At 42.8% G+C, this 26,322-nt stretch carries 23 protein-coding genes; 15 read left to right on the top strand and 8 right to left on the bottom strand.

All coding sequences use genetic code 11. From position 1 onward, the window contains the following. The first annotated feature begins 8 nt into the window (after window positions 1–8). Genes BCU68_RS14505 through BCU68_RS14495 form a run of 3 tightly spaced genes read left to right on the top strand, consistent with a single transcriptional unit; the run spans window position 9 to window position 2,507 of the window. Window positions 9–800, top strand: coding sequence for a sulfite exporter TauE/SafE family protein (locus BCU68_RS14505; protein ID WP_102565463.1), 792 nt, complete (start codon window positions 9–11; stop codon window positions 798–800). A 24-nt stretch (window positions 801–824) separates the two neighbouring features. Beyond that, window positions 825–1,628 carry a prolipoprotein diacylglyceryl transferase gene (gene lgt, locus BCU68_RS14500; protein WP_102565462.1) on the top strand — a complete coding sequence of 268 codons (804 nt, stop codon included), beginning with the start codon at window positions 825–827 and terminating at the stop codon, window positions 1,626–1,628. A gap of 27 nt (window positions 1,629–1,655) precedes the next feature. Further along, entirely contained in the window at window positions 1,656–2,507 is an 852-nt protein-coding gene (locus BCU68_RS14495; protein ID WP_102565461.1) for a thymidylate synthase, read from the top strand. Between the two features lie 111 nt (window positions 2,508–2,618). Here BCU68_RS14495 and BCU68_RS14490 read toward each other — a convergent pair whose 3' ends face one another. Then, window positions 2,619–3,767, bottom strand: a complete 1,149-nt coding sequence (locus tag BCU68_RS14490; protein WP_102565460.1) for a Na/Pi cotransporter family protein — start codon at window positions 3,765–3,767, stop codon at window positions 2,619–2,621. A gap of 402 nt (window positions 3,768–4,169) precedes the next feature. Between BCU68_RS14490 and nhaR the strand changes: the two genes are divergently transcribed. Next, window positions 4,170–5,060 carry a transcriptional activator NhaR gene (gene nhaR, locus BCU68_RS14485; RefSeq protein WP_102565459.1) on the top strand — a complete coding sequence of 297 codons (891 nt, stop codon included), beginning with the start codon at window positions 4,170–4,172 and terminating at the stop codon, window positions 5,058–5,060. 39 nt (window positions 5,061–5,099) lie between these two features. Beyond that, window positions 5,100–5,393: a metalloregulator ArsR/SmtB family transcription factor gene (locus BCU68_RS14480; protein WP_102565640.1), complete on the top strand. Its 294-nt coding sequence runs from the start codon at window positions 5,100–5,102 to the stop codon at window positions 5,391–5,393. Between the two features lie 78 nt (window positions 5,394–5,471). Here BCU68_RS14480 and rpsT read toward each other — a convergent pair whose 3' ends face one another. Next, the gene (rpsT, locus tag BCU68_RS14475) at window positions 5,472–5,732 is read right to left on the bottom strand and encodes a 30S ribosomal protein S20 (RefSeq protein ID WP_102523005.1); all 261 of its coding nucleotides are present in this window, start codon (window positions 5,730–5,732) and stop codon (window positions 5,472–5,474) included. A gap of 260 nt (window positions 5,733–5,992) precedes the next feature. On the opposite strand from rpsT, the gene murJ reads away from it, so the two are divergent. The 6 genes from murJ (at window position 5,993) to ispH (ending at window position 13,781) form a co-directional block, all read left to right on the top strand. Further along, window positions 5,993–7,555: a murein biosynthesis integral membrane protein MurJ gene (gene murJ / locus BCU68_RS14470; RefSeq protein WP_102565458.1), complete on the top strand. Its 1,563-nt coding sequence runs from the start codon at window positions 5,993–5,995 to the stop codon at window positions 7,553–7,555. Between the two features lie 105 nt (window positions 7,556–7,660). Further along, on the top strand, window positions 7,661–8,611 hold the full coding sequence (gene ribF, locus BCU68_RS14465) for a bifunctional riboflavin kinase/FAD synthetase (RefSeq protein WP_102565457.1): 951 nt from the start codon (window positions 7,661–7,663) through the stop codon (window positions 8,609–8,611). A 67-nt stretch (window positions 8,612–8,678) separates the two neighbouring features. Next, window positions 8,679–11,537, top strand: a complete 2,859-nt coding sequence (gene ileS / locus BCU68_RS14460; protein ID WP_102565456.1) for an isoleucine--tRNA ligase — start codon at window positions 8,679–8,681, stop codon at window positions 11,535–11,537. A gap of 25 nt (window positions 11,538–11,562) precedes the next feature. Beyond that, window positions 11,563–12,081 carry a signal peptidase II gene (lspA, locus tag BCU68_RS14455; protein ID WP_102565455.1) on the top strand — a complete coding sequence of 173 codons (519 nt, stop codon included), beginning with the start codon at window positions 11,563–11,565 and terminating at the stop codon, window positions 12,079–12,081. A gap of 238 nt (window positions 12,082–12,319) precedes the next feature. After that, window positions 12,320–12,751, top strand: coding sequence for an FKBP-type peptidyl-prolyl cis-trans isomerase (gene fkpB, locus BCU68_RS14445; protein WP_102565454.1), 432 nt, complete (start codon window positions 12,320–12,322; stop codon window positions 12,749–12,751). A gap of 73 nt (window positions 12,752–12,824) precedes the next feature. Next, complete coding sequence (ispH, locus tag BCU68_RS14440; RefSeq protein WP_102565453.1) at window positions 12,825–13,781, top strand: 4-hydroxy-3-methylbut-2-enyl diphosphate reductase; 957 nt, start codon at window positions 12,825–12,827, stop codon at window positions 13,779–13,781. A gap of 38 nt (window positions 13,782–13,819) precedes the next feature. Here ispH and btsR read toward each other — a convergent pair whose 3' ends face one another. From btsR to BCU68_RS14425, 3 genes are all read right to left on the bottom strand, one after another. Continuing rightward, on the bottom strand, window positions 13,820–14,551 hold the full coding sequence (btsR, locus tag BCU68_RS14435) for a two-component system response regulator BtsR (protein WP_102565452.1): 732 nt from the start codon (window positions 14,549–14,551) through the stop codon (window positions 13,820–13,822). Between the two features lie 2 nt (window positions 14,552–14,553). Then, a complete protein-coding gene (locus tag BCU68_RS14430; protein WP_102565451.1) occupies window positions 14,554–16,242 on the bottom strand; it encodes a sensor histidine kinase in 1,689 nt (562 codons plus the stop codon). A 201-nt stretch (window positions 16,243–16,443) separates the two neighbouring features. Continuing rightward, window positions 16,444–17,937, bottom strand: a complete 1,494-nt coding sequence (locus tag BCU68_RS14425; protein WP_102565450.1) for a carbon starvation protein A — start codon at window positions 17,935–17,937, stop codon at window positions 16,444–16,446. Between the two features lie 282 nt (window positions 17,938–18,219). On the opposite strand from BCU68_RS14425, the gene BCU68_RS14420 reads away from it, so the two are divergent. Further along, window positions 18,220–18,573 carry a DUF2799 domain-containing protein gene (locus BCU68_RS14420; protein WP_102565449.1) on the top strand — a complete coding sequence of 118 codons (354 nt, stop codon included), beginning with the start codon at window positions 18,220–18,222 and terminating at the stop codon, window positions 18,571–18,573. A 35-nt stretch (window positions 18,574–18,608) separates the two neighbouring features. Here BCU68_RS14420 and BCU68_RS14415 read toward each other — a convergent pair whose 3' ends face one another. Next, window positions 18,609–19,751: an anhydro-N-acetylmuramic acid kinase gene (locus tag BCU68_RS14415; protein WP_102565448.1), complete on the bottom strand. Its 1,143-nt coding sequence runs from the start codon at window positions 19,749–19,751 to the stop codon at window positions 18,609–18,611. Between the two features lie 99 nt (window positions 19,752–19,850). Between BCU68_RS14415 and nagZ the strand changes: the two genes are divergently transcribed. The 3 genes from nagZ (at window position 19,851) to tyrA (ending at window position 23,186) form a co-directional block, all read left to right on the top strand. Continuing rightward, window positions 19,851–20,834, top strand: a complete 984-nt coding sequence (gene nagZ / locus BCU68_RS14410) for a beta-N-acetylhexosaminidase (protein WP_102565447.1) — start codon at window positions 19,851–19,853, stop codon at window positions 20,832–20,834. Between the two features lie 135 nt (window positions 20,835–20,969). Continuing rightward, the gene (locus tag BCU68_RS14405) at window positions 20,970–22,043 is read left to right on the top strand and encodes a 3-deoxy-7-phosphoheptulonate synthase (RefSeq protein WP_102565446.1); all 1,074 of its coding nucleotides are present in this window, start codon (window positions 20,970–20,972) and stop codon (window positions 22,041–22,043) included. A 15-nt stretch (window positions 22,044–22,058) separates the two neighbouring features. Then, complete coding sequence (gene tyrA / locus BCU68_RS14400) at window positions 22,059–23,186, top strand: bifunctional chorismate mutase/prephenate dehydrogenase (protein ID WP_102565445.1); 1,128 nt, start codon at window positions 22,059–22,061, stop codon at window positions 23,184–23,186. A 112-nt stretch (window positions 23,187–23,298) separates the two neighbouring features. Here the strand turns inward: tyrA and BCU68_RS14395 are convergent, their stop codons facing one another. Both BCU68_RS14395 and ettA read right to left on the bottom strand, forming a co-directional pair. Then, a complete protein-coding gene (locus BCU68_RS14395; protein WP_102565444.1) occupies window positions 23,299–24,336 on the bottom strand; it encodes a M23 family metallopeptidase in 1,038 nt (345 codons plus the stop codon). A gap of 96 nt (window positions 24,337–24,432) precedes the next feature. Next, window positions 24,433–26,100, bottom strand: a complete 1,668-nt coding sequence (gene ettA / locus BCU68_RS14390; RefSeq protein WP_102565443.1) for an energy-dependent translational throttle protein EttA — start codon at window positions 26,098–26,100, stop codon at window positions 24,433–24,435. Between the last annotated feature and the right edge of the window lie 222 nt (window positions 26,101–26,322).

Genomic DNA, 26,322 nt, shown 5'->3' with positions numbered 1-26,322 from the left:
GGGTAAAAGTGAATTACGAATTATTAGGCTTGTTGGTTGTCTTAGGCGCATTTGTTGGCGTACTGGCAGGTTTACTGGGTATTGGTGGTGGGGTAGTCATTGTGCCAGCGCTGCTTTACCTTCTTCCATATTTTGGTATTTCAGCTGATATCACCATGCAGATTGCTTTGGGCACATCGCTTGCCACCATCATTATCACTTCTGGATCGTCAGCTATCAATCATTTAGCATTGGGTAATGTGGATATGTTTGCCATTAAATGGTTGATGCCTGGTGTGCTTGCTGGTGGCTTCTTTGGTACTTTTATTGCTGAATGGATCCCAACAGAGCTTTTACCTAAGATTTTTGCTGTAATCATATTCATCATTGGGGTGCGGATGTTGCTCTCCATACGCAACGTTCAACCTGCTCAAATGCCAACGCCTACTCTAACCATGTGTTACGGTGGTGGGATAGGCGTTATTTCGAGTTTAGCGGGTATTGGCGGTGGCTCGTTATCGGTTCCTTTCCTTAATCGTCATGGCGTGATCATGCGTAAAGCGGTCGGTTCATCGTCCGTTTGTGGCTGCGTTATCGCGCTAGCTGGGATGATAGGTTTTATGCTGCAAGGTTATCATGTGCAGAATTTGCCACCTTACAGTATTGGTTATGTTTACCTACCAGCACTGTTTGCCATTGCTTGTACCTCGGTATTAACCACTAAGGTTGGGGCAAAGCTTGCGACTCGAATATCCACACCGATTTTAAAGAAAGTATTTGCGGTATTTTTAATGTTTGTTGCCAGCACTATGTTGCTGTAGTTTTTACTAAGAAGAGAACTTTTTATGTCACAGGAATGGTTTCAGTTTCCTAATATAGACCCTGTTTTATTTGAAATAGGCCCAATTGCTATTCGTTGGTACGGACTAATGTACCTATTTGGTTTTATGTTTGCATTGTGGCTTGCCAATCGCCGCGCAGATCGAGCTAATAGTGGTTGGACACGCGATCAAGTTTCCGATTTACTTTTTGCTGGCTTCTTAGGGGTTGTGCTTGGTGGTCGCATTGGCTATGTCCTGTTTTATAATTTTGATTTATTCTTACAAAACCCTATCTACCTTTTCCAAGTTTGGACCGGTGGTATGTCATTCCATGGTGGCTTAATGGGTGTCATCACAGCAATGTTTTGGTATGCGCGTAAAAATCAGCGCCCTTTCTTTGCTGTTGCCGACTTTATTGCTCCGCTCGTGCCTTTTGGTCTAGGCTTAGGTCGTATTGGTAACTTTATGAATAGTGAATTATGGGGTCGCGTTACCGATGTGCCATGGGGGATTGTATTCCCAAATGGTGGTCCACTCGCGCGTCATCCTTCTCAATTGTATGAATTTGCTCTAGAAGGCGTTGTGCTGTTCTTCATCTTAAATTGGTTTATTCGTCGTCCACGTCCGTTAGGTTCTGTTTCAGGGCTATTTTTGATGGGCTATGGTACTTTCCGCTTTTTGGTTGAATATGTCCGTGAACCAGATGCTCAGCTTGGTCTATTTGGTGGGTTTATCTCAATGGGGCAGATTTTATCATCACCTATGATTATAATCGGCGGTCTAATGATTTTGTGGTCTTATAAATTTAATAGTAAAGCGACGCAATAAGTCGATAGATTAGTAAAGGAACCCGTTGTGAAACAATATTTAGAACTGTGTCAGAGAATTGTTGATGACGGAGTATGGATTGAAAATGAACGTACTGGAAAGCGTTGTTTAACCGTTATTAATGCTGATTTGACCTATGATGTTGGTCAGAATCAATTTCCATTAGTTACCACGCGTAAGAGCTTTTGGAAGTCGGCAGTTGCAGAGTTACTTGGTTATATTCGTGGCTATGATAACGCAGAAGACTTCCGCCGGTTAGGAACAAAAACATGGGATGCGAATGCTAACCTTAATGAAGTCTGGCTTAATAGCCCGTTTCGTAAAGGTGAAGATGACATGGGACGTGTTTACGGCGTTCAAGGTCGTGCTTGGGCAAAGCCTGATGGTGGGTCGATTGACCAACTGCGAAAAATCGTTGATGACCTAAGTAAGGGCGTAGATGATCGCGGTGAAATCCTAAACTTCTACAACCCTGGTGAATTTCATATGGGCTGTTTACGCCCGTGTATGTACAGTCACCACTTTTCGCTGCTAGGTGATACATTATATCTAAATAGCACCCAGCGCTCGTGTGATGTCCCTCTAGGGCTAAATTTCAATATAGTTCAGGTGTATGTATTCCTGGCTATCATGGCGCAAATTACAGGCAAGAAACCTGGCGTGGCGTACCATAAAATCGTGAATGCACATATTTATGAAGATCAGTTAGCACCAATGCGAGATGTTCAACTAAAGCGTGAGCCATTAGCGATGCCTCAGTTTAAGATCAATCCAAAGATACAGAGTTTGGAAGATTTAGAAACTTGGGTAACGTTAGATGATTTTGAAGTGATTGGTTATGAGAGTCACGAAGCGATTAAGTATCCGTTCTCTGTTTAAGACCTATTTTAAAGTGTTAAGCTAGAACGCAGGCAATAAAAAAGCCCCGATTATGATAATCGGGGCTTTTTTTGTATTCTTATCTTTATCGATATGAGTGGTTCGTATCGATTAAGTTGTCGCAGAAATTACAGCAATTGGCATAACAACAAAGATAGAAACTAAGTAAATAACAACCGTTGCTTTATTTTTAACTGCAAGTTCAGAGATAAAGTCAGCACCTTTAAGTGGTAAGTCACGTAAAAATGGAATACAGAAAATAAATAACGTGGCTAATACATTAAACACTAAGTGTACTAGAGCAATCTGTAGTGCAAAGACAGCAAACTCACCAGATACTGCTGTCGCAGCAAGTAGAGCGGTAATACAAGTACCGATGTTAGAACCTAATGTGAATGGGTAGATATCACGTACTTTTAGAACGCCACTACCAACAAGAGGAACCATTAAGCTTGTTGTTGTCGATGAAGATTGCACAAGAATAGTCACAATCGAGCCAGAAGCAATACCGTGCAGCGGACCACGACCAATCGCATTCTTAAGAATGTCACGAGCACGACCAACCATTAGGCTCTTCATTAATTTACCCATAACAGTGATTGCTACAAAGATAGTCGCAATACCTAGGATAATAAGCGTTACACCAGCGGTAGTATCACTAAATGAAGCTAAAGGACCTTGAATGCCATTTAAAACAGGAGCTGTCAGTGGTTTGATGAAATCTAACCCTTTCATGCTCATATCACCAGTCGCTAGCATAGGCGAAACTAACCAGTGAGAGATTTTCTCTAAAATGCCAAACATAATCTCCAGTGGTAGGAAGATTAAAACAGCAAGTAGATTGAAGAAGTCATGTACCGTAGCACTTGCAAAGGCGCGTTTAAACTCGACCTTACAGCGAACGTGACCAAGACTTACAATCGTATTAGTTACGGTGGTACCAATGTTAGCACCCATAACCATAGGAATTGCGATTTCAACAGGTAAGCCGCCAGCAACGAGGCCAACGATAATAGATGTTACTGTACTTGATGATTGAATTAGGGCAGTTGCCACTAAACCGATCATTAATCCTGCAACAGGGTGAGAGGCAAATTCAAATAAAACTTTTGCTTGTTCGCCTGTAGCAATCTTAAAACCACTACCAACCATAGAAACGGCAAGTAATAGTAGGTACAGCATGAATGCCAAGTTAGCCCAGCGCAACCAGCGAGCTTTGCTCGACATTGGCGCTGCTGTAGTAGTAGCTTGGTTCATCATAATATTCTCCATTGACCTTATTGGGTCTGATTCTGTTTTGTTAGTTAATCTGAAGGCGATGTTAGAGGTGAAATATTTCACTAATATGACATTTTAGTTGCAGGTCTTTTTTTTTGTGGACTTTGTCGTTTTTATTCATTGTTGCGCAACAATAAACATATTAAGTTATTGTTATTGTTATATATTTCATCTATGGAAATTATTGATTTTTTTTCTGTTTTTTTGTAAATCAAACCGGATTGCTTAAATATTTAGCATATGAAATTACACTTAATTCGGTAAATGCAGGGGTATGCGCACTTTTATTTCGGAAATAACGAAAGGGTGGATTTTATCCGTCATATTAGGTTTAATAGGTACATCCCATCATTACGATGATGCTTTAGGTTAGGTCAAATAGATATGTCTCATTTAAATTATAACCATCTGTATTATTTTTGGATGGTCTGTAAGCAAGGATCAGTAACAAAGGCAGCCGATGCACTTTTTTTAACGCCGCAGACGGTTACTGGGCAGATTAAAGCGCTAGAAGATAGAATGTCTGGAAAATTAACCAAGCGTCATGGGCGTAGCGTTGAGCCAACAGAACTAGGACAGCTTGTTTTTAAATACGCTGATCGTATGTTTGGCTTAAGCTATGAGATGCTGGATATTGTCAATTATAGCCAGCACTCGAATATGTTATTTGAAATCGGTGTGGCGGATGCGTTGTCAAAGCGTTTAGTCAGTAAGATTTTAATGAGCACAGTTCCAGAAGATGACAGTATTCATTTGCGCTGCTTTGAATCGACGCATGAATTATTATTGGAGCAATTATCTCAGCATAAACTGGATATGATTTTATCTGATTGCCCAGTCAACTCGAGTCAAAGCCCAGGTCTCTTTAGTATTAAGCTCGGCGAAAGTAGCATGAGTTTTTTTGCTACAGGGGATGTGAAAGGTGAAGATTTTCCTGCAGTACTGAATAACCATAAGCTGCTTATTCCAGGTAACCGTACTTCGATGGGGCGAAAAGTACTACAGTGGTTTGACCGTCAAGGGTTAAGTCCAAACATACTAGGTGAGTTTGATGACTTAGCATTAATGAAAGCCTTCTCTCATTATCACAATGATGTGATTTTTTTAGCACCAAGCTTATATATTAATGAAGCAGACGATCAGCCAAACTTGCAGATTATCGGCAAGATTGATGAGTTAAAAGAAGAGTATTATGTTATTTTTGCTGAGCGTATGATCCAGCACCCTGCTGTAAAAAATATTTGTGAAGCGGACTTTAGCCAGTTATTTGAATAAATAATGCCGTTATATTTTATAATGAAATGAGAGGATATGATGAATCTTCAGGATATGGAGAAAAATTCAGCTCAGGCCGTCACGCTATTAAAAGCAATGGCTAATGAGCGTCGCTTGCAGATTTTATGTTTGTTGCATGACAAGGAACTGTCGGTGGGAGATTTATCGACCCAGTTACAGCTAAGCCAATCGGCACTTTCACAACACTTAGCTTGGTTACGTAGAGACGGATTGGTAGCAACGCGCAAACAAGCTCAGACAGTTTATTACTCATTGAGCAGTACAGAAGTAAAAGCAATGATAGAACTATTGCATGGTTTGTATTGTAAGTAATGAGCGTTAGCCTAAATGACAGACAAAAAAAAACCGGCCAAGGCCGGTTTTTTCGCTTACTGAAGAATCAAATTTCTATTAAAGAGCTTTGATTGCAGCAGTGAAACGAGACTTATGACGAGCAGCTTTATTCTTGTGAATAAGGCCTTTAGTCGCCATACGGTCTAGAAGTGGTGTAACAGCTACTAGTGCAGCAGTTGCAGCTTCTTTATCACCAGCTTCGATAGCTGTGATAGTTTTTTTCATGTAAGTGCGCATCATAGAACGACGGCTAGCATTGTGCTGGCGACGTTTCTCAGCTTGGATAGCGCGCTTCTTAGCAGATTTACTGTTTGCCAAGGGTCTAACTCCCAAAAACTTAGTTCGGTGACAATTTAAGGGCGAGGACTATCCCTCATAAGCGCTCAAATGTCAAATGATTTGTGCAAAAACCCAACTCTTCCAAACAAACTTTGGTAAGGAAAGGTCATCGCGGTTAAGATGGCGGGATTCTAACAGCATTTCTATACCAATGCTAATAATTATGCTTGCCAAAAGCACACAGTTTTATTCTTTATGGTAAGTCAATGAGATAGCAGCGACTAAATTTTGAGGTTTTTGTGAGTAAACGACTATTACGGTCCGGCATGATAGTAAGTGCTATGACTCTTATTTCCCGAGTTCTCGGTCTAGTACGCGATGTAGTGGTAGCAAATTTAATGGGGGCAGGGGCAAGTGCCGATGTTTTCTTATTTGCCAATAAAATCCCCAACTTTTTACGTCGCTTATTTGCTGAAGGTGCATTTTCTCAAGCCTTCGTCCCGGTATTGACAGAATCGCATGCCGCTGGCGATATGGATAAAACCCGAGACTTAATTGCTAAGGCTTCAGGTACATTGGGTGTCATTGTCTCTATCGTGACTCTATGTGGCGTTTTAGGCTCTGGTGTTATCACAGCCTTATTTGGTGCCGGGTGGTTTATTGATTGGCTCAATGGTGGCCCTTCAGCGGAAAAATTTGAATTAGCCACTTTGCTATTGAAGATTACCTTTCCCTATTTGTGGTTTATTACCTTCGTTGCTTTATCTGGCGCGATTTTAAATACCTTAGGTCAGTTTGCTGTTTCATCTTTTACGCCCGTTTTTCTTAATGTGATGATCATCGGCTGTGCATGGTTTATCTCACCTAATATTGAGCAGCCAGAAATCGGTCTTGCTATCGGGGTCTTTTTAGGTGGTTTGGTTCAGTTTCTTTTCCAGATCCCATTTTTGCGTAAAGCAGGTGTGCTGGTAAAACCAAAATGGGGCTGGTGCGATCCTGGAGTAGTAAAGATTCGCACTTTAATGATCCCTGCACTATTTGGGGTTTCAGTTAGTCAGATTAACTTGTTATTTGACACTTTTATTGCCAGCTTCTTAACAACAGGGTCAATTAGTTGGCTTTACTACGCTGACCGCTTACTTGAGTTTCCACTCGGTCTATTTGGCATAGCAATCGCAACGGTAATTCTTCCTACGCTGTCTCGTAAGCACACGGACGCTCAAAGTGACTCATTTGCTCAGACGATGGACTGGGGCGTGCGTATGGTGCTTTTATTGGGCTTACCGGCGATGCTGGGCTTGATTGTCTTAGCCAAACCTATGCTGATGGTGCTGTTTATGCGTGGTGAGTTTTTGCCAAGTGATGTAACGAATGCCTCAATGGCGTTAGTGGCATACGCCTCAGGACTGTTAAACTTTATGTTGATTAAAGTCTTAGCGCCGGGGTACTACTCTCGCCAAGATACAAAAACACCCGTGAAATATGGCATTATCGCGATGGTCACCAATATGGTTTTCAATGCGATCTTTGCTTGGTTCTATGGCTATATTGGCCTCGCTATGGCGACCGCATTATCCGCCTTTATCAATATGAGCTTATTATATCGAGGTTTGCATTTAGCTGGAGTATATAAAATTAGCCGTCAAACGCTGGTCTTTTTTATCAAGCTAGTGATCTCAGGTTCAATGATGGTTATGGCTCTACTTTGGCAGCTTGATGATATGGCGCAGTGGCTCGTTATGGATACCGTGCAGCGCATTATGCACTTAACCTTTTTGATAGGATTGGGTGGTGTAAGTTATTTAACTAGCGCACTATTACTTGGTTTGCGTATCAAAGATTTAAAAGTCGTCACATCTTGATGCTAGGCGAAACCGATGGACGCATAGTGAAAGTGAGATTATTAGTATATAATCCGTCGGTTTCACATCGTGTTCAATGAAAATACAGGTTGTTAGTCGCTCGCAATGGAATTAATTCGAGGCATACGTAATATTAAACCGCAGCATCATGGCTGTGTGTTAACCATTGGTAATTTTGATGGTGTGCATTTAGGGCATCAAGAAGTCTTAAGCCAAGTCTCTGAACGGGCAAGCCAATTAGGTTTACCTTCAGTCGTGATGACTTTTGAACCTCAACCAATGGAATTATTTATTAAAGACCAAGCGCCTGCTCGTTTGACACGGTTACGTGATAAATATGTACAACTAAGTAAATTGAATATTGACCGCTTATTATGCGTCAATTTTAATACTTATTTTGCCAACTTATCAGCAGAAGCTTTTATTCGTGACTTGTTGGTTACGCGTTTGGGTGTTAAATTTCTGGTTGTTGGTGATGATTTTTGCTTCGGTAAAGGTCGTGAAGGTAACTTTGCGATGCTACAGCAAGCGGGTCTGCAATATGGCTTTGAGGTCGTCAGTACTGATAGCTTCTGTGTGCCAACGCAAACCACGTCCAAAGTCCGTGTAAGTAGTACTGCGATTCGTGATGCGCTTGCGGTTGATAACTTGGACGATGCAGAGCAGATGCTTGGTCGCTTATATAGCATTAGTGGCCGTGTTTCTCATGGTCGTAAGTTAGGAAGAACAATAGGTTTTCCTACCGCTAACATACCGCTTAAACGCTGTGTCCCTCCGGTATCGGGTGTGTACGTTGTACAGGCTCAAAATGCAGAAGGGAATATGCTCGGTGGTGTGGCCAACATAGGTCAAAGGCCAACCGTTAATGGTACAAGGCTACAGCTCGAAGTCCATTTTTTTGACTTTGCCGCTGATATTTATGGCCAGCAACTCGAAGTATTGTTGTTACATAAGCTACGTGATGAAAAGAAATTCGAATCATTTGATGCACTAAAAGATCAAATTAAATTAGATGCTGAGGCAGCAAGGGTGTGGTTGCGTCAGCTTAAAGCTTAATCGGATAATTCCACCGATTAACATACATAATGTCTAACTTCGCCCAATACAACGGAATTAAGAATCGATGAGTGATTATAAAGATACCCTGAACCTACCTGAAACAGGGTTTCCAATGCGCGGTAACCTGGCTAATCGTGAGCCAGAAATGCTTAAACGTTGGTACAAAGAAGATCTATACGGTGAAATCCGTAAAGCCAAGAAAGGTAAAAAATCTTTCGTATTACACGATGGCCCTCCGTATGCAAACGGTGATATTCATATTGGTCACGCGTTAAACAAGATTCTTAAAGACATTATTATCAAATCTAAAACACTATCTGGTTTTGATGCACCGTACGTTCCTGGTTGGGACTGTCACGGTCTGCCGATTGAACTGATGGTTGAGAAGAAAAAAGGTAAGCCGGGTCAGAAAATTACTCCAGCTCAGTTCCGTGAAGAGTGTCGCAAATACGCAACGACTCAAGTTGAAGGCCAAAAAGAGAGCTTTAAGCGTCTTGGCATCATGGGCGAGTGGGATAAACCATACCGCACTATGGACTTCGGTACTGAAGCGAACATCATTCGTTCACTTGGTAAAATCGCTGATCAAGGTCACCTATTAAAAGGTTTCAAACCTGTTCACTGGTGTACAGACTGTGGTAGTGCACTTGCTGAAGCAGAAGTTGAATACAAAGATAAAGTATCGCCATCAATTGACGTTAAATTCCTAGCGGCAGACGAAGCTGCGACAATCGCTAAATTCACTTTAGCAGCAGAACATGCTGGTGAAGGTGATCTTTCAGTGGTTATCTGGACAACGACACCATGGACATTGCCAGCTAACCGCGCGGTTGCTCTACGTGATGATCTTGAGTATGTACTGGTTCAAGTTGAAGCGACTGAAGATCAAGCTGCACAACGTCTGATCGTTGCTGCTGACCTAGCTAAAGATGTGATGGATCGTGCAGGTATTGAGCATTTCCATAACTTAGGTTTCTGTAAAGGGGAAGACTTAGAGTTGGTGCAATTTAATCACCCGTTCTACGACTTTACTGTGCCTGCAATCTTAGGTGAGCACGTTACAACGGACTCAGGTACCGGTGTTGTTCATACTGCTCCTGGCCACGGTCAAGAAGATTTCGTGGTTGGTAAAAAATACAACCTAGAAGTGGCTAACCCAGTGGGTTCAAACGGTGTTTACTTACCGGATACTGAGCTATTTGCTGGTCAGCACGTGTTTAAAGCGAACGATTCAGTGCTTGAAGTATTGAAAGAGAAAGGCGCACTACTGCACCATCACGCATACGAGCACAGCTACCCACACTGTTGGAGACACAAAACGCCAATCATCTTCCGTGCGACACCACAATGGTTCATCTCTATGGATCAAGCGGGTCTACGTAAGAAGGCACTAGAGTCAATCAAGAGCGTTCAATGGTTACCAGAATGGGGTGAAAGCCGTATTGAAGGTATGATTGAAGGTCGTCCAGAATGGTGTATCTCTCGTCAACGTACTTGGGGTGTTCCAATTGCTCTATTCGTACACAAAGAAACCGCTGAACTGCATCCAAACAGTGCTGAGCTAATTGAAAAAGTAGCACAGCTTGTTGAAGAGAAAGGCATTCAAGCATGGTGGGATCTTGATGCCGCTGACCTAATGGGTGCTGAAGATGCTGATAAATACGAAAAAGTACTTGATACTCTAGACGTATGGTTCGATTCAGGTGTTACTCACTTCTCTGTTGTTGACTCTCGTGAAGAGCTAAACTTCCCAGAAGAAAACCGTACACACAGTGCTGATCTTTACCTAGAAGGTTCTGACCAACACCGTGGTTGGTTCCAATCATCGCTAATCTCCTCTATTGCGATGAAAGATGTGGCGCCATACAAGCAAGTACTAACGCACGGTTTCGTGGTTGATGGTAACGGCCGTAAGATGTCAAAATCTATCGGTAACGTAGTATCACCAAAAGATGTAACCAATAAACTAGGTGCCGATATCCTACGTCTATGGGTTGCTTCTACCGACTACACAGGTGAAGTTGCGGTTTCTGATGAGATCCTTAAGCGTTCGGCGGATGCTTACCGTCGTATTCGCAACACAGCACGTTTCTTCCTAGCGAACCTAAACGGCTTCAACCCAGAGACAGATCTAGTACCTGTTGAAGATATGGTTGCACTGGATCGTTGGGCTGTAGGTCGAGCATTTGCTGCACAAGAAGAGATTGTTAAAGCTTACGATGAGTACAACACACACGGTGTAACTCAGCGTCTAATGCAATTCTGTTCTATTGAAATGGGTTCTTTCTACTTAGATGTAATCAAAGACCGTCAATACACAGCTAAGCAAGGCGGACACGCACAACGTAGCTGTCAATCAGCACTGTACTACATTGTTGAAGCACTAGTTCGTTGGATGGCACCTATCATGTCATTCACCGCCGATGAAATCTGGAATGAAATGCCAGGTGAGCGTGATACGTTCGTATTCACTGGTGAATGGTACCAAGGTCTTGTCGATCTATCTGAAACAGAAGAGCTTAACAACGAATTCTGGACTGAAATCCAAGCGGTTCGTGGTGCTGTGAACAAGCTTTTAGAAGACGCTCGTAAAGAGAAGACTATTGGTGGTTCATTGCAAGCTGAAGTAACGCTATACGCTGATGATGCACTTGCTGCAACCATCAACAAGCTACAAGATGAACTACGTTTTGTTCTACTAACGTCTCAAGCGGTTATTAAGCCGGTAAGTGAAAAGAGCGACTCTGCTCATGCCACTGACCTTGAAGGCTTATTTGTTGAAGTATCAGCAACAGAAGCTGAGAAGTGTGAGCGCTGCTGGCACCATACAACAGATGTAGGCACGATTGCAGGTCACGAACACTTATGTGGTCGCTGTGCTTCAAACATCGATGGCGAAGGTGAAACTCGTCAATTCGCTTAATATCAAGACTTTAAAAGGACTTAGTATGAGCGAGAAGACTTTCTCACTGAAACAATCTGGAGTGCGCTGGCTATGGTTAGCGGCTCTAGTGTTTATCGCTGATATCAGTATTAAATTATTCGTGATGGATAATATGGGATACGGTTGGGCAAACCGAGTTGAGGTTTTGCCTTTCTTTAACTTCCTATATGTGCACAACCACGGTGCTGCGTTTAGCTTTTTAAGTGAGCAGGGTGGTTGGCAGCGTTGGTTCTTTACTGGCATTGCGTTTGTGGTCACTGGGATGTTGACGTATTGGATGCGTCAACTACCAGCGAAAGAGAAGTGGAACAACATTGCCTATGCCCTCATTATTGGTGGCGCAATTGGTAATGTGTTTGACCGAGTTGTGCATGGCTTTGTCGTTGACTACTTGGACTTCTTTTGGGGCAGTTACCACTGGCCAGCATTTAATTTAGCCGATAGCACCATTTGTATTGGTGCCGCTATGATCATTCTTGATGGCTTTCGTCAGAAAAAAACCGATCAAGTGTCGAGTGATTAAATGATATTGAATCATGGCTAAAAGCGTCGTGAGTACACAGTTTTAGAATAACCTTAAGCGCTGTCCGTTGATTCGGGCGGCGCTTTTTATTATAACCGCTATAAGACTAAGACTAAGACTAAGACTAAGACTAAGACTAAGACTAAGACTAAGACTAAGATTAGCCATACGATGCCTTAGATAAAATATGTTCGATGTCACGAGCATAAGCAGGCATGACAGCAAACAAGGGAATGATATGTCGATAATTAATAATCAGAGTGCAGTAACCTTACATTTCACCATCAAACTCGCCGATGGTTCCGTCGCGGATAGCACGCACAATATGGGTAAACCCGCTAAGTTTGTTATGGGCGATGGCAGCTTAAGTGATAACTTTGAGCACTGTTTACTTGGCTTAACTATGGGTGAGCAGCGCAGTATTGAGCTAAGTGCAGAAGATGCATTTGGTATGCCTAACCCTGATCATATTCATTATATGGATCGAGCCAAATTTGTCGGCGATGCTGAAGTGGAAGTCGGTACGATCATGGCTTTTAGTGGACCTGATGGTATGGAGATACCTGGCATCATTAGTGAGATTGCCGGTGATTCAGTGACCGTTGACTTTAATCACCCTCTAGCAGGACAAGATGTTACCTTTGATGTCGATATTATTGGTGTCGAGTAATGTGGCGTCTGATATCGAGTATGGTGTCAATAGCGATCTATCTGTAGAATAAAACGCAATCAATTCATTTTCCATGAGCAATCCAATGAAAATAATGTTAGCAAACCCACGTGGCTTTTGTGCTGGTGTTGATCGTGCAATCAGCATCGTTGAACGTGCATTAGAGATCTATCAACCGCCAATCTATGTTCGTCATGAAGTCGTGCATAACCGTTTTGTGGTTGAAGGTTTGAAGCAACGTGGTGCGATTTTTGTCGAAGAATTAAGTGAAGTGCCTGATGACAATATCGTTATTTTTTCAGCTCATGGTGTACCTCAATCGGTACGTAAAGAAGCAAAAGAGCGAGACTTAACCGTTTTTGATGCAACCTGCCCATTGGTAACAAAAGTACATATGGAAGTGGCAAGAGCCAGTCGTAAACATATGGAAGTGGTTTTAATTGGTCATGCAGGGCATCCAGAAGTGGAAGGCACGATGGGGCAATACGCCAGTGAAGAAGGCGGAATGTACTTGGTGGAAAAACCAGAAGATGTTGAACTGCTGGTTGTCAAAGATCCAAGTAACTTGCATTACGTAAGCCAAACAACACTATCGGTCGATGAAACGGCAGATGTGATCAATCGACTTCGTGAGGTCTTTCCTAAGATTCAAGGTCCACGTAAAGATGATATCTGCTATGCAACGCAAAATCGTCAAGATGCCGTACGTGAGTTATCTGCCGATGTGGATATTGTTGTCGTTGTTGGCTCTAAAAACTCATCCAATTCGACACGCTTAAAAGAGTTAGCGGAAAAGCTCGGTACGCCAGGTTACTTAACCGATTGTGCGGAAGATATCCAGCCGGAGTGGTTTGTGGGTAAGAGCAAAATTGGTGTAACAGCAGGCGCGTCAGCACCAGAAGAGCTAGTGAATCAAATTTTAGATCGTATTAAAGAGCTTGGTGCTGATTCAATGGAAGAAGTCGCAGGGCGTGAAGAGAACATGTTCTTTGAAGTGCCAAAAGAGCTACAAATAAAGCAGATCGATTAACGGTTATCATTTGTTATATAGCCCTAAATGACGTTAGGTTACTGCACACCTAGCGTCTCTTTTAATGCCTTTAAAAATCGGCGACTCACTGGGATATCAAAGCCACTGAGTGTAATGATCTCCGCTAATCCATTATCTAATAATTTAATCTCCTTGATTGCCTTAATGCTGACTAAGCACTGCCTATGACAGCGAATCAGATCGGTTTTTTCTTCAATTTGTTTTAACGTTAATTGTGTCGATGCGGTTTGCTCTGCCGTTTTAACTTTTACTCCACTGATATCGCTACAAACACACTCAATGTCTTTAGTGGCAATAATGACAATTCGATGATGACCAACGCAAGGGATCTGTTCTAAATAGGAGGGAGCAATCGCGGTGATATTTTGTGCTTCGAGTCGACCGTTAAAACGCGCGACTTTAACTAAGCGTGAAATGGTTTTTCTTAATCGGCAAGGGTCTATAGGCTTGAGTAGGTAATCAAAGGCATTGTCTTCAAAGGCTTGAATAGCGTATTGGTCATAAGCTGTGACAAAGACAACAGATGGCATGCTGTCAGGATCCAGCATACTTAGTAGTTCAATGCCGGTGATCTTTGGCATCTGTATATCAAGGAAAATTACATCGGGTCGCAAGGCATTAATTTTTTGTAGCCCTTCAATCGCATTGCTGGCTTGATCAAGTACCTCGACTTCCCCCGTTTCTTCTAGCAAGGTGGTCAACTCTTCGCGAGCAAAGAGTTCGTCATCGATAACCAATGCAGTTAACATGCTTATGCCTTTTTATTGAGCGAATGTGATGACGGAATAATAAAACTCATTTTAGTGTAATGGTGTTTTTTTAAGTCGATTTTTAGCGCTGCATCACGACCAAAGTAGCTAGTCAGGCGCTTGTTCACAATTTCCATCCCTAAGCCAGCATGATTCTCCGGTGGTGCTTGATATACGCCGGCATTATCTTCGACAATAATCTTATCGCCATCTGCCGTTGCTTGACTGTAAATCGTAATGATACCGCCTTCGAGCATATCGGAAATGCCATGTTTTATGGCATTTTCAACTAAAGGTTGCAGGGTAAAAGTGGGCAGTAAGCGTGGTAATAAGTGAGGTGCGATATCAATATTTACCTCTAACCGATCGGTGAAGCGGGCTTTTTCTATCGTTAAGTAGGCATTGATATGGGCGAGCTCTTCTTCCAAGGTGACATTGTTAATATTTTGCTTAAGGTTACTGCGAAAGAAGTGTGATAGATGCTGGATCAAGGTGCGTGCTTTATCTGGGTTATGACGTATAACCGCGCTAATGGTATTGAGTGCATTAAATAAAAAGTGAGGATTGACTTGGGCATGCAGCAGTTTGATTTCTGATTGAGTCAGTAATTGTTGTTGCTGTTGGTAGTTGCCAAATAAGATCTGGCTGGAAAGCAGTTGGGCAATCCCTTCTGCCATCGACATATTTATAGTTGAAAAGAGTTTACGTCTTGGTTCATAGAGTTTTATGGTTCCGACCACTTCTTCGCCCGCCCGTAACGGGATAATCAGTGCAGAGCCTAGTTTGCACTTCTTGGATATCGAGCATTGATACACTGACTCGATCCCATCTAAATAAATGATTTGATTACTGGCTATGGATGAAAGCGTATTGGCTGATGATATGGGAGTATTTGGCTGGTGGTGATCATCACCAATGCCGACAAAGGCGAGAATTTTTTCTTTATCAGTAATCGCAACAGCGCCAACATTGGTTTCTTCATAAACGATTCGAGCTATTTTATCCGCATTTTGATGAGTTAGACCAGAGTGTAGAATTCCCACTGAACGTTCTGCGATGGTTAAAGCGCGGCGAGAAAAGGTGGCAGAGTATTTTTCAAAAATGGTTTTTCTATCGAGGATAATACTCATAAAAAATGCAGCGCCAATGGAGTTAGTGATGATCATCGGCGCAGCAATCGCAGAAACGAGCGTTAACGCTTGGTCAAAAGGTTTCGCAATTAAGAGCAACAAAGCCATCTGCATGACTTCTGCAATTAAGGTTATGCCAAATAGTACCCGAGGATTAAACAGCTCATTAGCCTTGTTACGGCGCACATAGTAGATATGACAAATCCCGCCAATCAACCCTTCGCTAGTGGTTGAGATAGCACATGCCACATCGGTAAACCCACCCAAACTGTAGCGATGCATGCCACCAGTTAATCCCACCAGAAGGCCGATAATAGGTCCACCAAATACCCCGCCCATTACAGCACCAATGGCTCGGGTATTAGCGATTGCATCGTTGATCTGCAAGCCAAAATAGGTGCCAAGAATACAAAAAGAGGAAAAAATTACATAGCAGGATATTTTATGGCTAATGCGTGGTGAGATATTAAGTAAGGGTAAGATTAATGGTGTTTTGGCTAAGGTATAGGCCAGTACAAGGTAAACACACATTTGTTGCAGCAGAGAAACGACTAATTCCATAGAGGGAAAACCTAGCGAAAGGAGTGCAATGTAAAATAAACCATAGCATTAGTAGCCAGTAAAAAGAGTAGCGCCCAGCACTGAATTTTGATCAGTGTGGGCAACTTTTCTTATAGTGTGACAAGAAACATCAATTGAGGACGATTTGTTTACCTATGATGTTGATGGCACGGTTAAAGCGATTGATTTTGTTATTTTGCTTTATAAATTGGCTTCGGTGGTTGGTTTCTTCTTATCTTCTTTCAAATCCGCATAATCAGTATCGCCTTTTCCTTTAGAGATAGTGATGATGTAGCGAGTGATAAGTAGCGTTGCCACCATCCCTGTTACCGTTGCTATTTGCATTGGGATGCCAAAACCTAATTGGCTGTTGTTTAGGATAAAGGTAATACATACCGTGGTCATAAACATGGCTGGTACGGTGGTGATCCAATGGAACTTGTTATAACGCAGTAAGTAAGCAGATGCCGTCCACAGCATCATGACTGCCGTCGTTTGGTTAGCAAATCCGAAGTAGCGCCAAATAATACCAAAATCAACTTGGGTCAGAATGCCACCTAAAACAAACAGCGGCATTGCCATAAGTAGGCGGTTACGCAATGTCTTCTGATCTAAATTGAAGTATTCAGCTAAAATCAAACGACTAGAGCGGAAAGCCGTATCGCCAGAAGTAATTGGCAGAATCACCACACCTAAGAAGGCTAAGATACCGCCAAATACACCAAGCAGGCCAAAGGATGCGCTGTAAACTACGTTACCTGGACCACCATTTTTCACCGCTTCGGCTAATGAATCCATAGAGCCAAAGAAAGAGAGCGCTAACGTACACCAGATAAGGGCAATAATACCTTCACCAATCATCGCACCATAAAACACGAAACGACCATTTTTTTCGTTTTCCATACAGCGAGCCATCAGTGGGGATTGTGTCGCATGGAAGCCAGAAATTGCCCCACAAGCAATGGTGATAAAGAGTGCTGGCCAAAGTGGTAAATCATTAGGGTTCATGTTGGTGAACATATCACTCATCTTATAGCCACCTAAAATTTGGTGCTCACTTGACAAGGCAACAGCACTAATTAAGCCAACCGACATAAAGATGAGAAGTGCGCCAAAGAGAGGATAGAAGCGACCGATGATTTTATCGACAGGCACTATGGTCGCAACGATATAGTAAGCAAAGATGATCACAACCATGGTCGTTGCACTCATCGTAATATCGGTTTGGTCAGTGATCAGGTTAGTTAACATACCGGCTGGTGCTGAGACGAATACCACTCCGACAAGCAGTAATAAGACAACGGCAAAAATGTTCATAAAATGTTTAGCGCCATTGCCTAGGTATCGGCCAGTGATGGTTGGAACCGACGCCCCACCATTTCGTATGGAAAGCATACCTGAAAAGTAATCATGCACAGCACCAGCAAAGACACAGCCAACGACGATCCATAACATGGCGGCTGGGCCGTATAAAGCACCCATGATAGGGCCGAATATAGGTCCAACCCCTGCAATATTAAGTAACTGGACTAGGTAGACTTTGGGTGTCGACATCGGTACGAAATCAACCCCATCCTGCTTCGTGTAAGCCGGCGTGGTACGCTGTGGTTTTACACCGAAGATCTTTTCAATAAATAGGCCGTAGATGAAGTAGCCACCGAGTAGTGCGGCAACACAGGTTAGAAACCATAGCATAATATGTTATCCCTAAATTAGATGAATGATTCATGTTGGATGTTAGGAGGTGACTATGGTTATGTCATGGGCTTATTCGCTGAGTGGTCAAATAGCCGTTTGAGTGGTTGTTGCTCTGGTTAAGCGGTTTTATGCTTTATTGGATGTGCACATTTTGTTTGCTCGATGATGACTTTGTTTACTTGAAGAATGGGATGAATGATCGCTATTGTGTGTATGTAACTAGCAGTTAAGCGTTAGTCGACATAAACTGTTGCTATCGGATATAAAAAGGATTAAAAGATGAGTAAGCCATTAGTTACATTAATGTTCATTACGGCTGGTCTTGCTGGGTGTAGTAGCAATGTTGACACTTTAGCAGAGCAGGGAAATTGGTATCAGATCGGTTATCAAGATGGGGTTAAAGGCAATATTGCGCGTAGCTATAATTCTCTCTTAGCGTTAGGTGATGCTGATCCAGGTCGTTATAGTGAAGGTTATGCGGTTGGTGTTGATGAGTATTGCGATCCTAACCATGCTTATCAAATTGGTATGTCTGGTTTTACCTATGAAGGTGTTTGTTCTGGTACTAAAGATGGACAAAAATTTCGTATGGAATGGCAGCGTGGCTGGAATGACTTTACGACGCAAAACTAGCGCCGTACTCAGTCATTCTCTGTATACCGATTTGATTAATTCGCAGGGTAGATAACACCAAGAGAGGCGAGTTTTTTTGCGCCAGTAACTTCAGGTAAATTGCTGGTTAATCCATAGATGCGGCGCTGAGCAAGCCATGCAAACGCCATCGCTTCCATATTGTCACTATCCACACCACGCTGACTGGTTGATGCCACTTGCCAGTCTGGTAGGTGTTGTGTGAGCTTTTTCATCAGCAGTGGGTTATGTGCTCCGCCGCCACACACCAGTAGTTCAGGTTGTGGCCCCTGTTGGTATTGGGCAACTTCATTGGCGATAGTGACAGCACTAAACTCCGTCAATGTTGCCTGGATATCTTCGGCTGTGAGGTTTTGGTTTTGCTGGTTAAACAGAGCCAACTTTTCTTCTAGCCAAGGTAAGTTAAACAGTTCTCTTCCCGTACTTTTGGGCGCACAAAGCTGAAAGTATTCCTCGGCCATTAATAAGGAGAGAAGGGCATCATTGACCTTGCCTAATTGCGCGTACGCCGCATTTTTATCGTATTTCCATCCCTTGTGCAGGTTAACCCAAGCATCCATTAACATATTGCCTGGTCCTGTATCATAACCAATCACTGTCTGATTAGGGCGTAAGACCGAGAGGTTCGCTATCCCACCAATATTAAGTACCACAATCGTTGAGTCCTTAGGGGTAAAAATAGTGTGATGAAAAGCGGGAACAAGAGGCGCACCTTGACCACCTAACGCCATATCTTTACGGCGAAAATCAGCAACAGTATCAATGTCTGTTTTAGCGGCAATAATATTGGCATCGCCGAGTTGTATGGTAAAAGGCATTGCGCTATTTGGCTGGTGGAATACGGTTTGCCCATGGTTACCAATCGCAGTGATTTGCTCTGCTTTGAGTTGTTGCTTATCTAAAAGCGCATTAACGGCATCAGCAAATAAATGCCCTAAGCGGTGGTCGAGCTGACCAATAGTGACTAAGTCGGTCGCTTGACCTAAACAAATACCAAGTAACCCCTGCTTAAGATCATCGGGTAGGGCGAATTCATTGTGAGCAATTAACCGAATGCTGCTGCCAGTTAGGTCACCTTTATTAATACTAACCAGTACCGTATCAACGCCATCTAAACTGGTGCCTGACATCACACCGATATAAAGCTCTTTTCCTGTCATCACTGCTTTCCTCTACAAGGTAATGAAAAACATTGTAAAGCAAAATTAAAGCGAATAATCTCAAATAATAAAATAGTGACTATGAATCGAGAGGCAAAGATGGGACCACTGTGGCTAGATGTGGAAGGCTATGAGCTGAGCGCTGAAGATAAAGAGATACTGCAACATCCAACAGTGGGTGGGGTGATCTTATTTGCGCGTAACTATGCAGAAAGCGATCAGTTAGTTGCTTTAAATAAGGCGATAAGAGTGGCGGCGAAAAGACCGATACTGATTGGTGTTGATCAAGAAGGTGGGCGAGTGCAGCGCTTTCGAGATGGTTTCTCCTTAATTCCAGCAGCGCAAGAGTATGCTCAACATCGTGATGGTGAATCACTGGCGAAGCAGTCAGGGTGGTTAATGGCCGCGGAGTTGATTGCCCATGATATTGATTTGAGTTTTGCACCGGTTCTCGATAAAGGTCATGAGTGCAAGGCGATTGGCAGCCGCGCTTTTGGTGAAGATATCGATACCATTGTGCGTCATAGTTCTGCGTTCATGCAGGGGATGAAATCGGTTGGAATGGCAACAACCGGTAAGCACTTTCCAGGCCATGGTGGCGTGATTGCCGATTCTCATTTAGAGACGCCTTATGATCAAAGAGAGACAATTTTCGCGGATGATATGACCATCTTTAAGGCGCAAATTGAGGCGGGAATACTCGATGCTATGATGCCTGCCCATGTGGTGTACCCACAATATGACGATCAACCAGCAAGTGGTTCAGAGTATTGGCTAAAGCAGGTATTACGTCAGCAACTCGGTTTTCAGGGCATCATTTTTTCTGATGATTTGAACATGGAAGGAGCGAGTATTATGGGTGGTCCCGCTCAACGAGCAGCGCAATCATTACAAGCGGGCTGTGACATGCTGTTGATGTGTAATAATCGTGATGCTGCGGCCAATGTATTAGATAACCTGCCGATTAGCTCTGTGTCTCATGCCACTACACTCCTGAAAAAACACTCATTTAGTTTGTCGGATTTGCGTTTAACTACGCAGTGGAAGCAAACAGCAGAGCTTATCAAGCGGTCAAATGGTTAGTGTAAATTAATATTTACGGTTATGTTTTTTAATATTTACACTTGCATTTGGTTTTTATCTTGTTATGTTAGTTGTTAAGCCGTTTGGCGATATCTCATTAATATTAAGTGTAAAAATAAATGTACGGGTAATGTTATGCAAAAAAGTGAATTAAGTAATATCAACATCATTGACGAGCAAGTGCTAATTACACCAGCGCAGCTAAAAGAGAAGCTACCTTTGAGTGAGAAAGCTCGTCGTTCTATTCAAGATTCACGCGATGCGATTGCTAACATTATCCATAAAAAAGATCATCGCCTACTTGTTGTGTGTGGTCCGTGTTCTATCCATGATATTGATGCAGCGAAAGAGTACGCAAAGCGTCTGAAAGCCTTGTCTGCAGAGCTTAATGACCAACTGTACATTGTGATGCGCGTTTACTTTGAAAAGCCAAGAACAACCGTGGGCTGGAAAGGTTTAATTAACGATCCGCAACTTGATGGTACGTTTGATATTGAGCACGGTCTGCATGTGGGGCGTGAGCTTTTAGTGGATTTAGCTGAAATGGATATTCCACTGGCAACTGAAGCATTAGATCCTATTAGTCCACAATACTTAGCTGATACGTTTAGCTGGGCAGCGATTGGTGCGCGTACGACAGAATCACAAACTCACCGTGAGATGGCCAGTGGTTTATCCATGCCAATTGGGTTTAAAAATGGCACTGATGGTAACTTAGGGACAGCGATCAATGCGATGCAAGCTGCTTCATCGAGCCACCGCTTTATGGGTATTAGTCGAGAAGGGCAGGTTGCTTTATTAACCACTCAAGGTAACCCGAATGGTCACGTGATTTTACGTGGCGGCAAACAGACAAACTACGATTCAGTGTCGGTTCATGAGTGTGAGCAAGAGTTAGCAAAAGGTGGCTTAGATGCGTCGCTAATGATTGACTGTAGCCATGCCAACTCATGCAAAGATTTCCGTCGTCAGCCTCTCGTCGCCGAAAATGCGATTCATCAGATTCGTGAAGGCAACAAGTCGATCATCGGTTTGATGATTGAAAGCCATATTAATGAAGGTAATCAATCTTCTGATATTCCTCTGAGTGAGATGGAATACGGCGTTTCTATTACCGATGCGTGTATCAATTGGGATACAACTGAGGCACTATTACGTCAAGCTCACAAAGAGTTAGTACCGTTTTTAGAAGATCGTTTACAAGGGTAGAGAGAAGGATATCCTATGGCCGTTGAACTGAATGAATTACGCGACCAAATTGACGCAGTTGATAAACAAATGGTTGAGCTACTTGCTCGCCGTTTGGCATTAGTTGAAAAAGTGGGTGAAGTAAAAAGTGAACATGGATTACCGATTTATGTTCCTGAGCGAGAGGCTTCTATGTTGGCTTCTCGTCGTGAAGAAGCTGCAAAACAGGGCGTTCCCCCACAATTGATCGAAGATATTTTACGCCGAACCATGCGTGAGTCGTACGCAAGTGAAAAAGATTCGGGCTTTAAATGTCTCAATCCGCAATTGCGTTCCGTTGTTATTGTTGGTGGTCACGGTCAGTTAGGTGGTCTATTTGGTCGAATGTTTACGCTGTCAGGTTACAATGTCAAAGTGCTGGGTAGCCAAGATTGGGACCGTGCTGATGAGATTTTAAATGACGCTGGTTTGGTTGTAGTCACGGTACCGATTCATTTAACCGAAGGTGTTATTGAGCGTTTAGGTAACTTACCTGAAGATTGCATTTTATGTGATTTGACCTCAATAAAATCGAAACCATTACAGACCATGCTCACTCATCACCAAGGTCCAGTTGTCGGTTTACACCCAATGTTTGGTCCAGATGTGCCAAGCTTAGCCAAGCAGGTGATTGTGTATTGTGATGGCCGTGGTGAAGACAAATATCAATGGCTATTAGAGCAGTTTGGTATTTGGGGGGCGAGTCTGTGCCAAATTGAAGCCAGTGAGCATGATCATGGAATGACCCTGATTCAAGCATTACGTCACTTTACTTCGTTTGCTTATGGCTTACACCTGAGTAAAGAGAACCCGAACTTAGAGAAGCTTTTGCAGTTAAGCTCACCGATTTATCGTTTAGAGCTCGCAATGGTAGGGCGACTATTTGGTCAAGATCCAAATCTTTATGGTGATATCATTTTATCATCACAAGACAATATCGATATGATAAAGCGTTTCCACCACAGTTTTGGTGAAGCGATTGCTCTGCTTGACCGTCATGACAAAGCCGCTTTTGTTGATAATTTTAATCAGGTAAGTGATTGGTTTGGCGATTACTCAAAGCAGTTTTTAGATGAAAGTCAGAATCTGCTCAAGCAAGCGAATGACGCGATACATCGTGGGTAGCCATCTCAGTTCATCATTTCAATTGAGCAAAGGGCATATGCGCCCTTTGCTATCTTATCGCATTGTTATTTCATCGCCTTTCAGTTAACAAGCAGTAATGAACGAGTAGCAACTAGTTCGTTGAGTAATGCTCATCTTGTACACTCTCATTAACCGCCGTATCCATACTCTTATCAAGGTAAGGTATGCTTGTCAGGTTGACTTGTAAGCGAACCATATTATCGATTAATTTAACCAGCGGTGCCCACTTCACTTTCTTCTCTTTTTCAAATAGATAGTTGAAGTTATCAGGCGTCCAATCCATCAAGTACTGAGGGTTGAGAGTACGACCTAAAAAGCGCACTTCATAATGAAGGTGTGGACCGGTTGAGCTGCCCGTATTACCACACAGAGCAATCACATCCCCCTTACTGACAAACTGACCACTGCGAACTTTAAAGCTGTTTAAGTGAGCGTAAGAACTCATAAATCCAAAAGAGTGGCGCATGGTAAGGAAGTTACCATAACCCTGCTTACTTGGGCGTACGGTTTCAATCACACCATCAGCTGGCGCAACGACTTCATCACCCACTTTACAGGTTAAATCAATGCCGGTATGAAAGTGGTTTTTCTTATAAATAGGGTTGGTACGACTGCCATAAGAGGAAGAAATACGCTGATAATTAATTGGGCTGTTATTGGGGATAAGGCGAAACATTGTCGCTCTAACCGCAGAATCAATGGCAGCGGCATCCATTCTTTCTTCTAAATTAGAATCATCGGCAAGCAAATCTTCATCGGCTAAACCAAGTACCGTTTCCACATCGAAAACACGTTTTCCGAGCAGTTGAATTTGAGCATTTTTATCCGCGATATCCTGTGATAAGGAGTGCGTTGTTGCCACTTGCACTTGATACTGATTTTCAATGCTTTGCTTTTCTTTCGTCACTTCACTGAGTTGTTGCTGTAAAACATGTTGGGTTTGTATCAATTCATGTTGAGCATCGCGCTTTTCTTTATATTCAAGATAAAGAGCAGTACCAAGAGCAGTACCAAGAGCAGTAGGAAGTAATAGGGTAGTGGCAATAATCAGCACTAATGCGGTACGACCAAAGTAAAAGGTTTGTAACCCTTTAGGTGTGGGGATAGCGACAGAAATTTTATGCAACATAATAAGTAGAACAACAAATATAGTATTTTCATATAATTAAGGCCGCTATTATTAGCGGCCTTAGGTTGAATTTCAAGCATTTACATCATGATATTACTATTTTGAGATGCGTTTGTACTTGATTCTGTGCGGTTCAGCAGCTTGAGCACCAAGCGTTTGCTTGATCCACTCGCTGTATTCCGTGTAGTTACCTTCGTAGAAGTTCACTTGACCTTCATCACGGTAATCTAGGATGTGCGTTGCAATACGGTCTAAGAACCAACGGTCATGCGAGATAACCATTGCACAGCCTGGGAACTCAAGCAGTGCTTCTTCAAGAGCACGTAGCGTTTCAACATCCAAGTCATTGGTAGGCTCATCGAGTAACAGTACGTTACCGCCCGCTTTTAGCAGTTTTGCTAAGTGAACACGGTTACGCTCACCACCAGATAACTCACCGATGATTTTTTGCTGATCGATGCCTTTGAAGTTAAAGCGAGAACAGTATGCACGCGCTGGGATTTCAAAGTTGTTGATCTTGATGATGTCAGCGCCTTCAGAGATCTCTTGGAAGACGGTTTTCTTGTCATCCATGCTATCGCGGAACTGATCAACCGAAGCCAGTTTAACGGTTTCGCCTAATTCAACAGTACCTGAGTCAGGTTGCTCTGCACCACTTAACATCTTAAATAGTGTCGATTTACCAGCACCATTGGCACCAACGATACCAACGATAGCCCCTTTAGGCATGCTAAATGATAGGTCATCGATAAGAACGCGATCACCGAATGATTTAGTTAGGTTCTTAACTTCAAGAACTTTATCACCTAAACGCTCACCTGGCGGGATGAACAGTTCATTCGTTTCATTACGCTTTTGGTAATCGCCAGTTGTCATCTCTTCAAAGCGTGCCATACGCGCTTTTGATTTCGCTTGGCGACCTTTTGGATTTTGACGAACCCATTCTAGCTCTTTCTCAATGGTCTTTTGACGAGCACTTTCACCCGCTTTCTCTTGCTTTAGACGCTCATCTTTCTGTTCTAGCCAAGATGTGTAGTTACCTTCCCATGGAATACCTTCACCACGGTCAAGCTCAAGAATCCAACCTGCTGCATTATCAAGGAAGTAACGGTCATGGGTAATTGCCACAACAGTACCGCTGTAATCAACAAGGAAGTGCTCTAGCCATGCAACAGATTCCGCATCCAAGTGGTTGGTTGGTTCATCAAGTAGTAGCATGTCTGGCTTTTCAAGTAGCAGACGACAGATAGCAACACGACGACGCTCACCACCAGATAGGAATTCAATTTTTGCATCCCATTCTGGTAAGCGTAATGCATCAGCAGCACGCTCTAGAACGTTCTCTAGGTTATGACCATCTTTTGCTTGGATCAGCGCTTCTAGTTCACCTTGCTCTTTCGCTAGTGCATCGAAGTCAGCATCTGGTTCTGCGTATTCAGCGTAAACCTGATCAATACGAGTTAATGCATGGGCAACGTCAGCCACCGCTTCTTCAACGATTTCACGAACGGTTTTTGATTCGTCTAGTACCGGCTCTTGAGGAAGGTAACCAACATTAAGACCTGGTTGTGCGCGAGCTTCACCATCAATGTCAGTATCAATGCCAGCCATGATGCGCAATAGCGTTGATTTACCTGAACCATTCAGACCTAAAACACCGATTTTAGCGCCAGGAAAAAAGCTAAGAGAAATATCTTTAAGAATTTGACGTTTAGGGGGTACCGTCTTGCTTACCCGAGACATGGTATATACGTATTCAGCCATTACCGTGATGTCCTAATATTATTGGATATGAAAAGCATGATTTTATACCAAGATGACCCTGTTTGTTACTCCTAGGGTAGATTTAAAGTCGTTTATAACACTTAATTACATTCTAATAGCAGAAGCTGTTCTATGATCAATAAGGTTTCATTATAGTACTGTCATAGAAACGATGATTTCATAGCGTACAATTTTAACGTCTATGGTACTTATCTGTTCAAT

The organism is Vibrio sp. 10N.286.49.B3, assembly GCF_002873395.1.
Taxonomy (GTDB): Bacteria; Pseudomonadota; Gammaproteobacteria; order Enterobacterales; family Vibrionaceae; genus Vibrio.
This window is presented reverse-complemented; position numbering and strand designations above follow the sequence as displayed.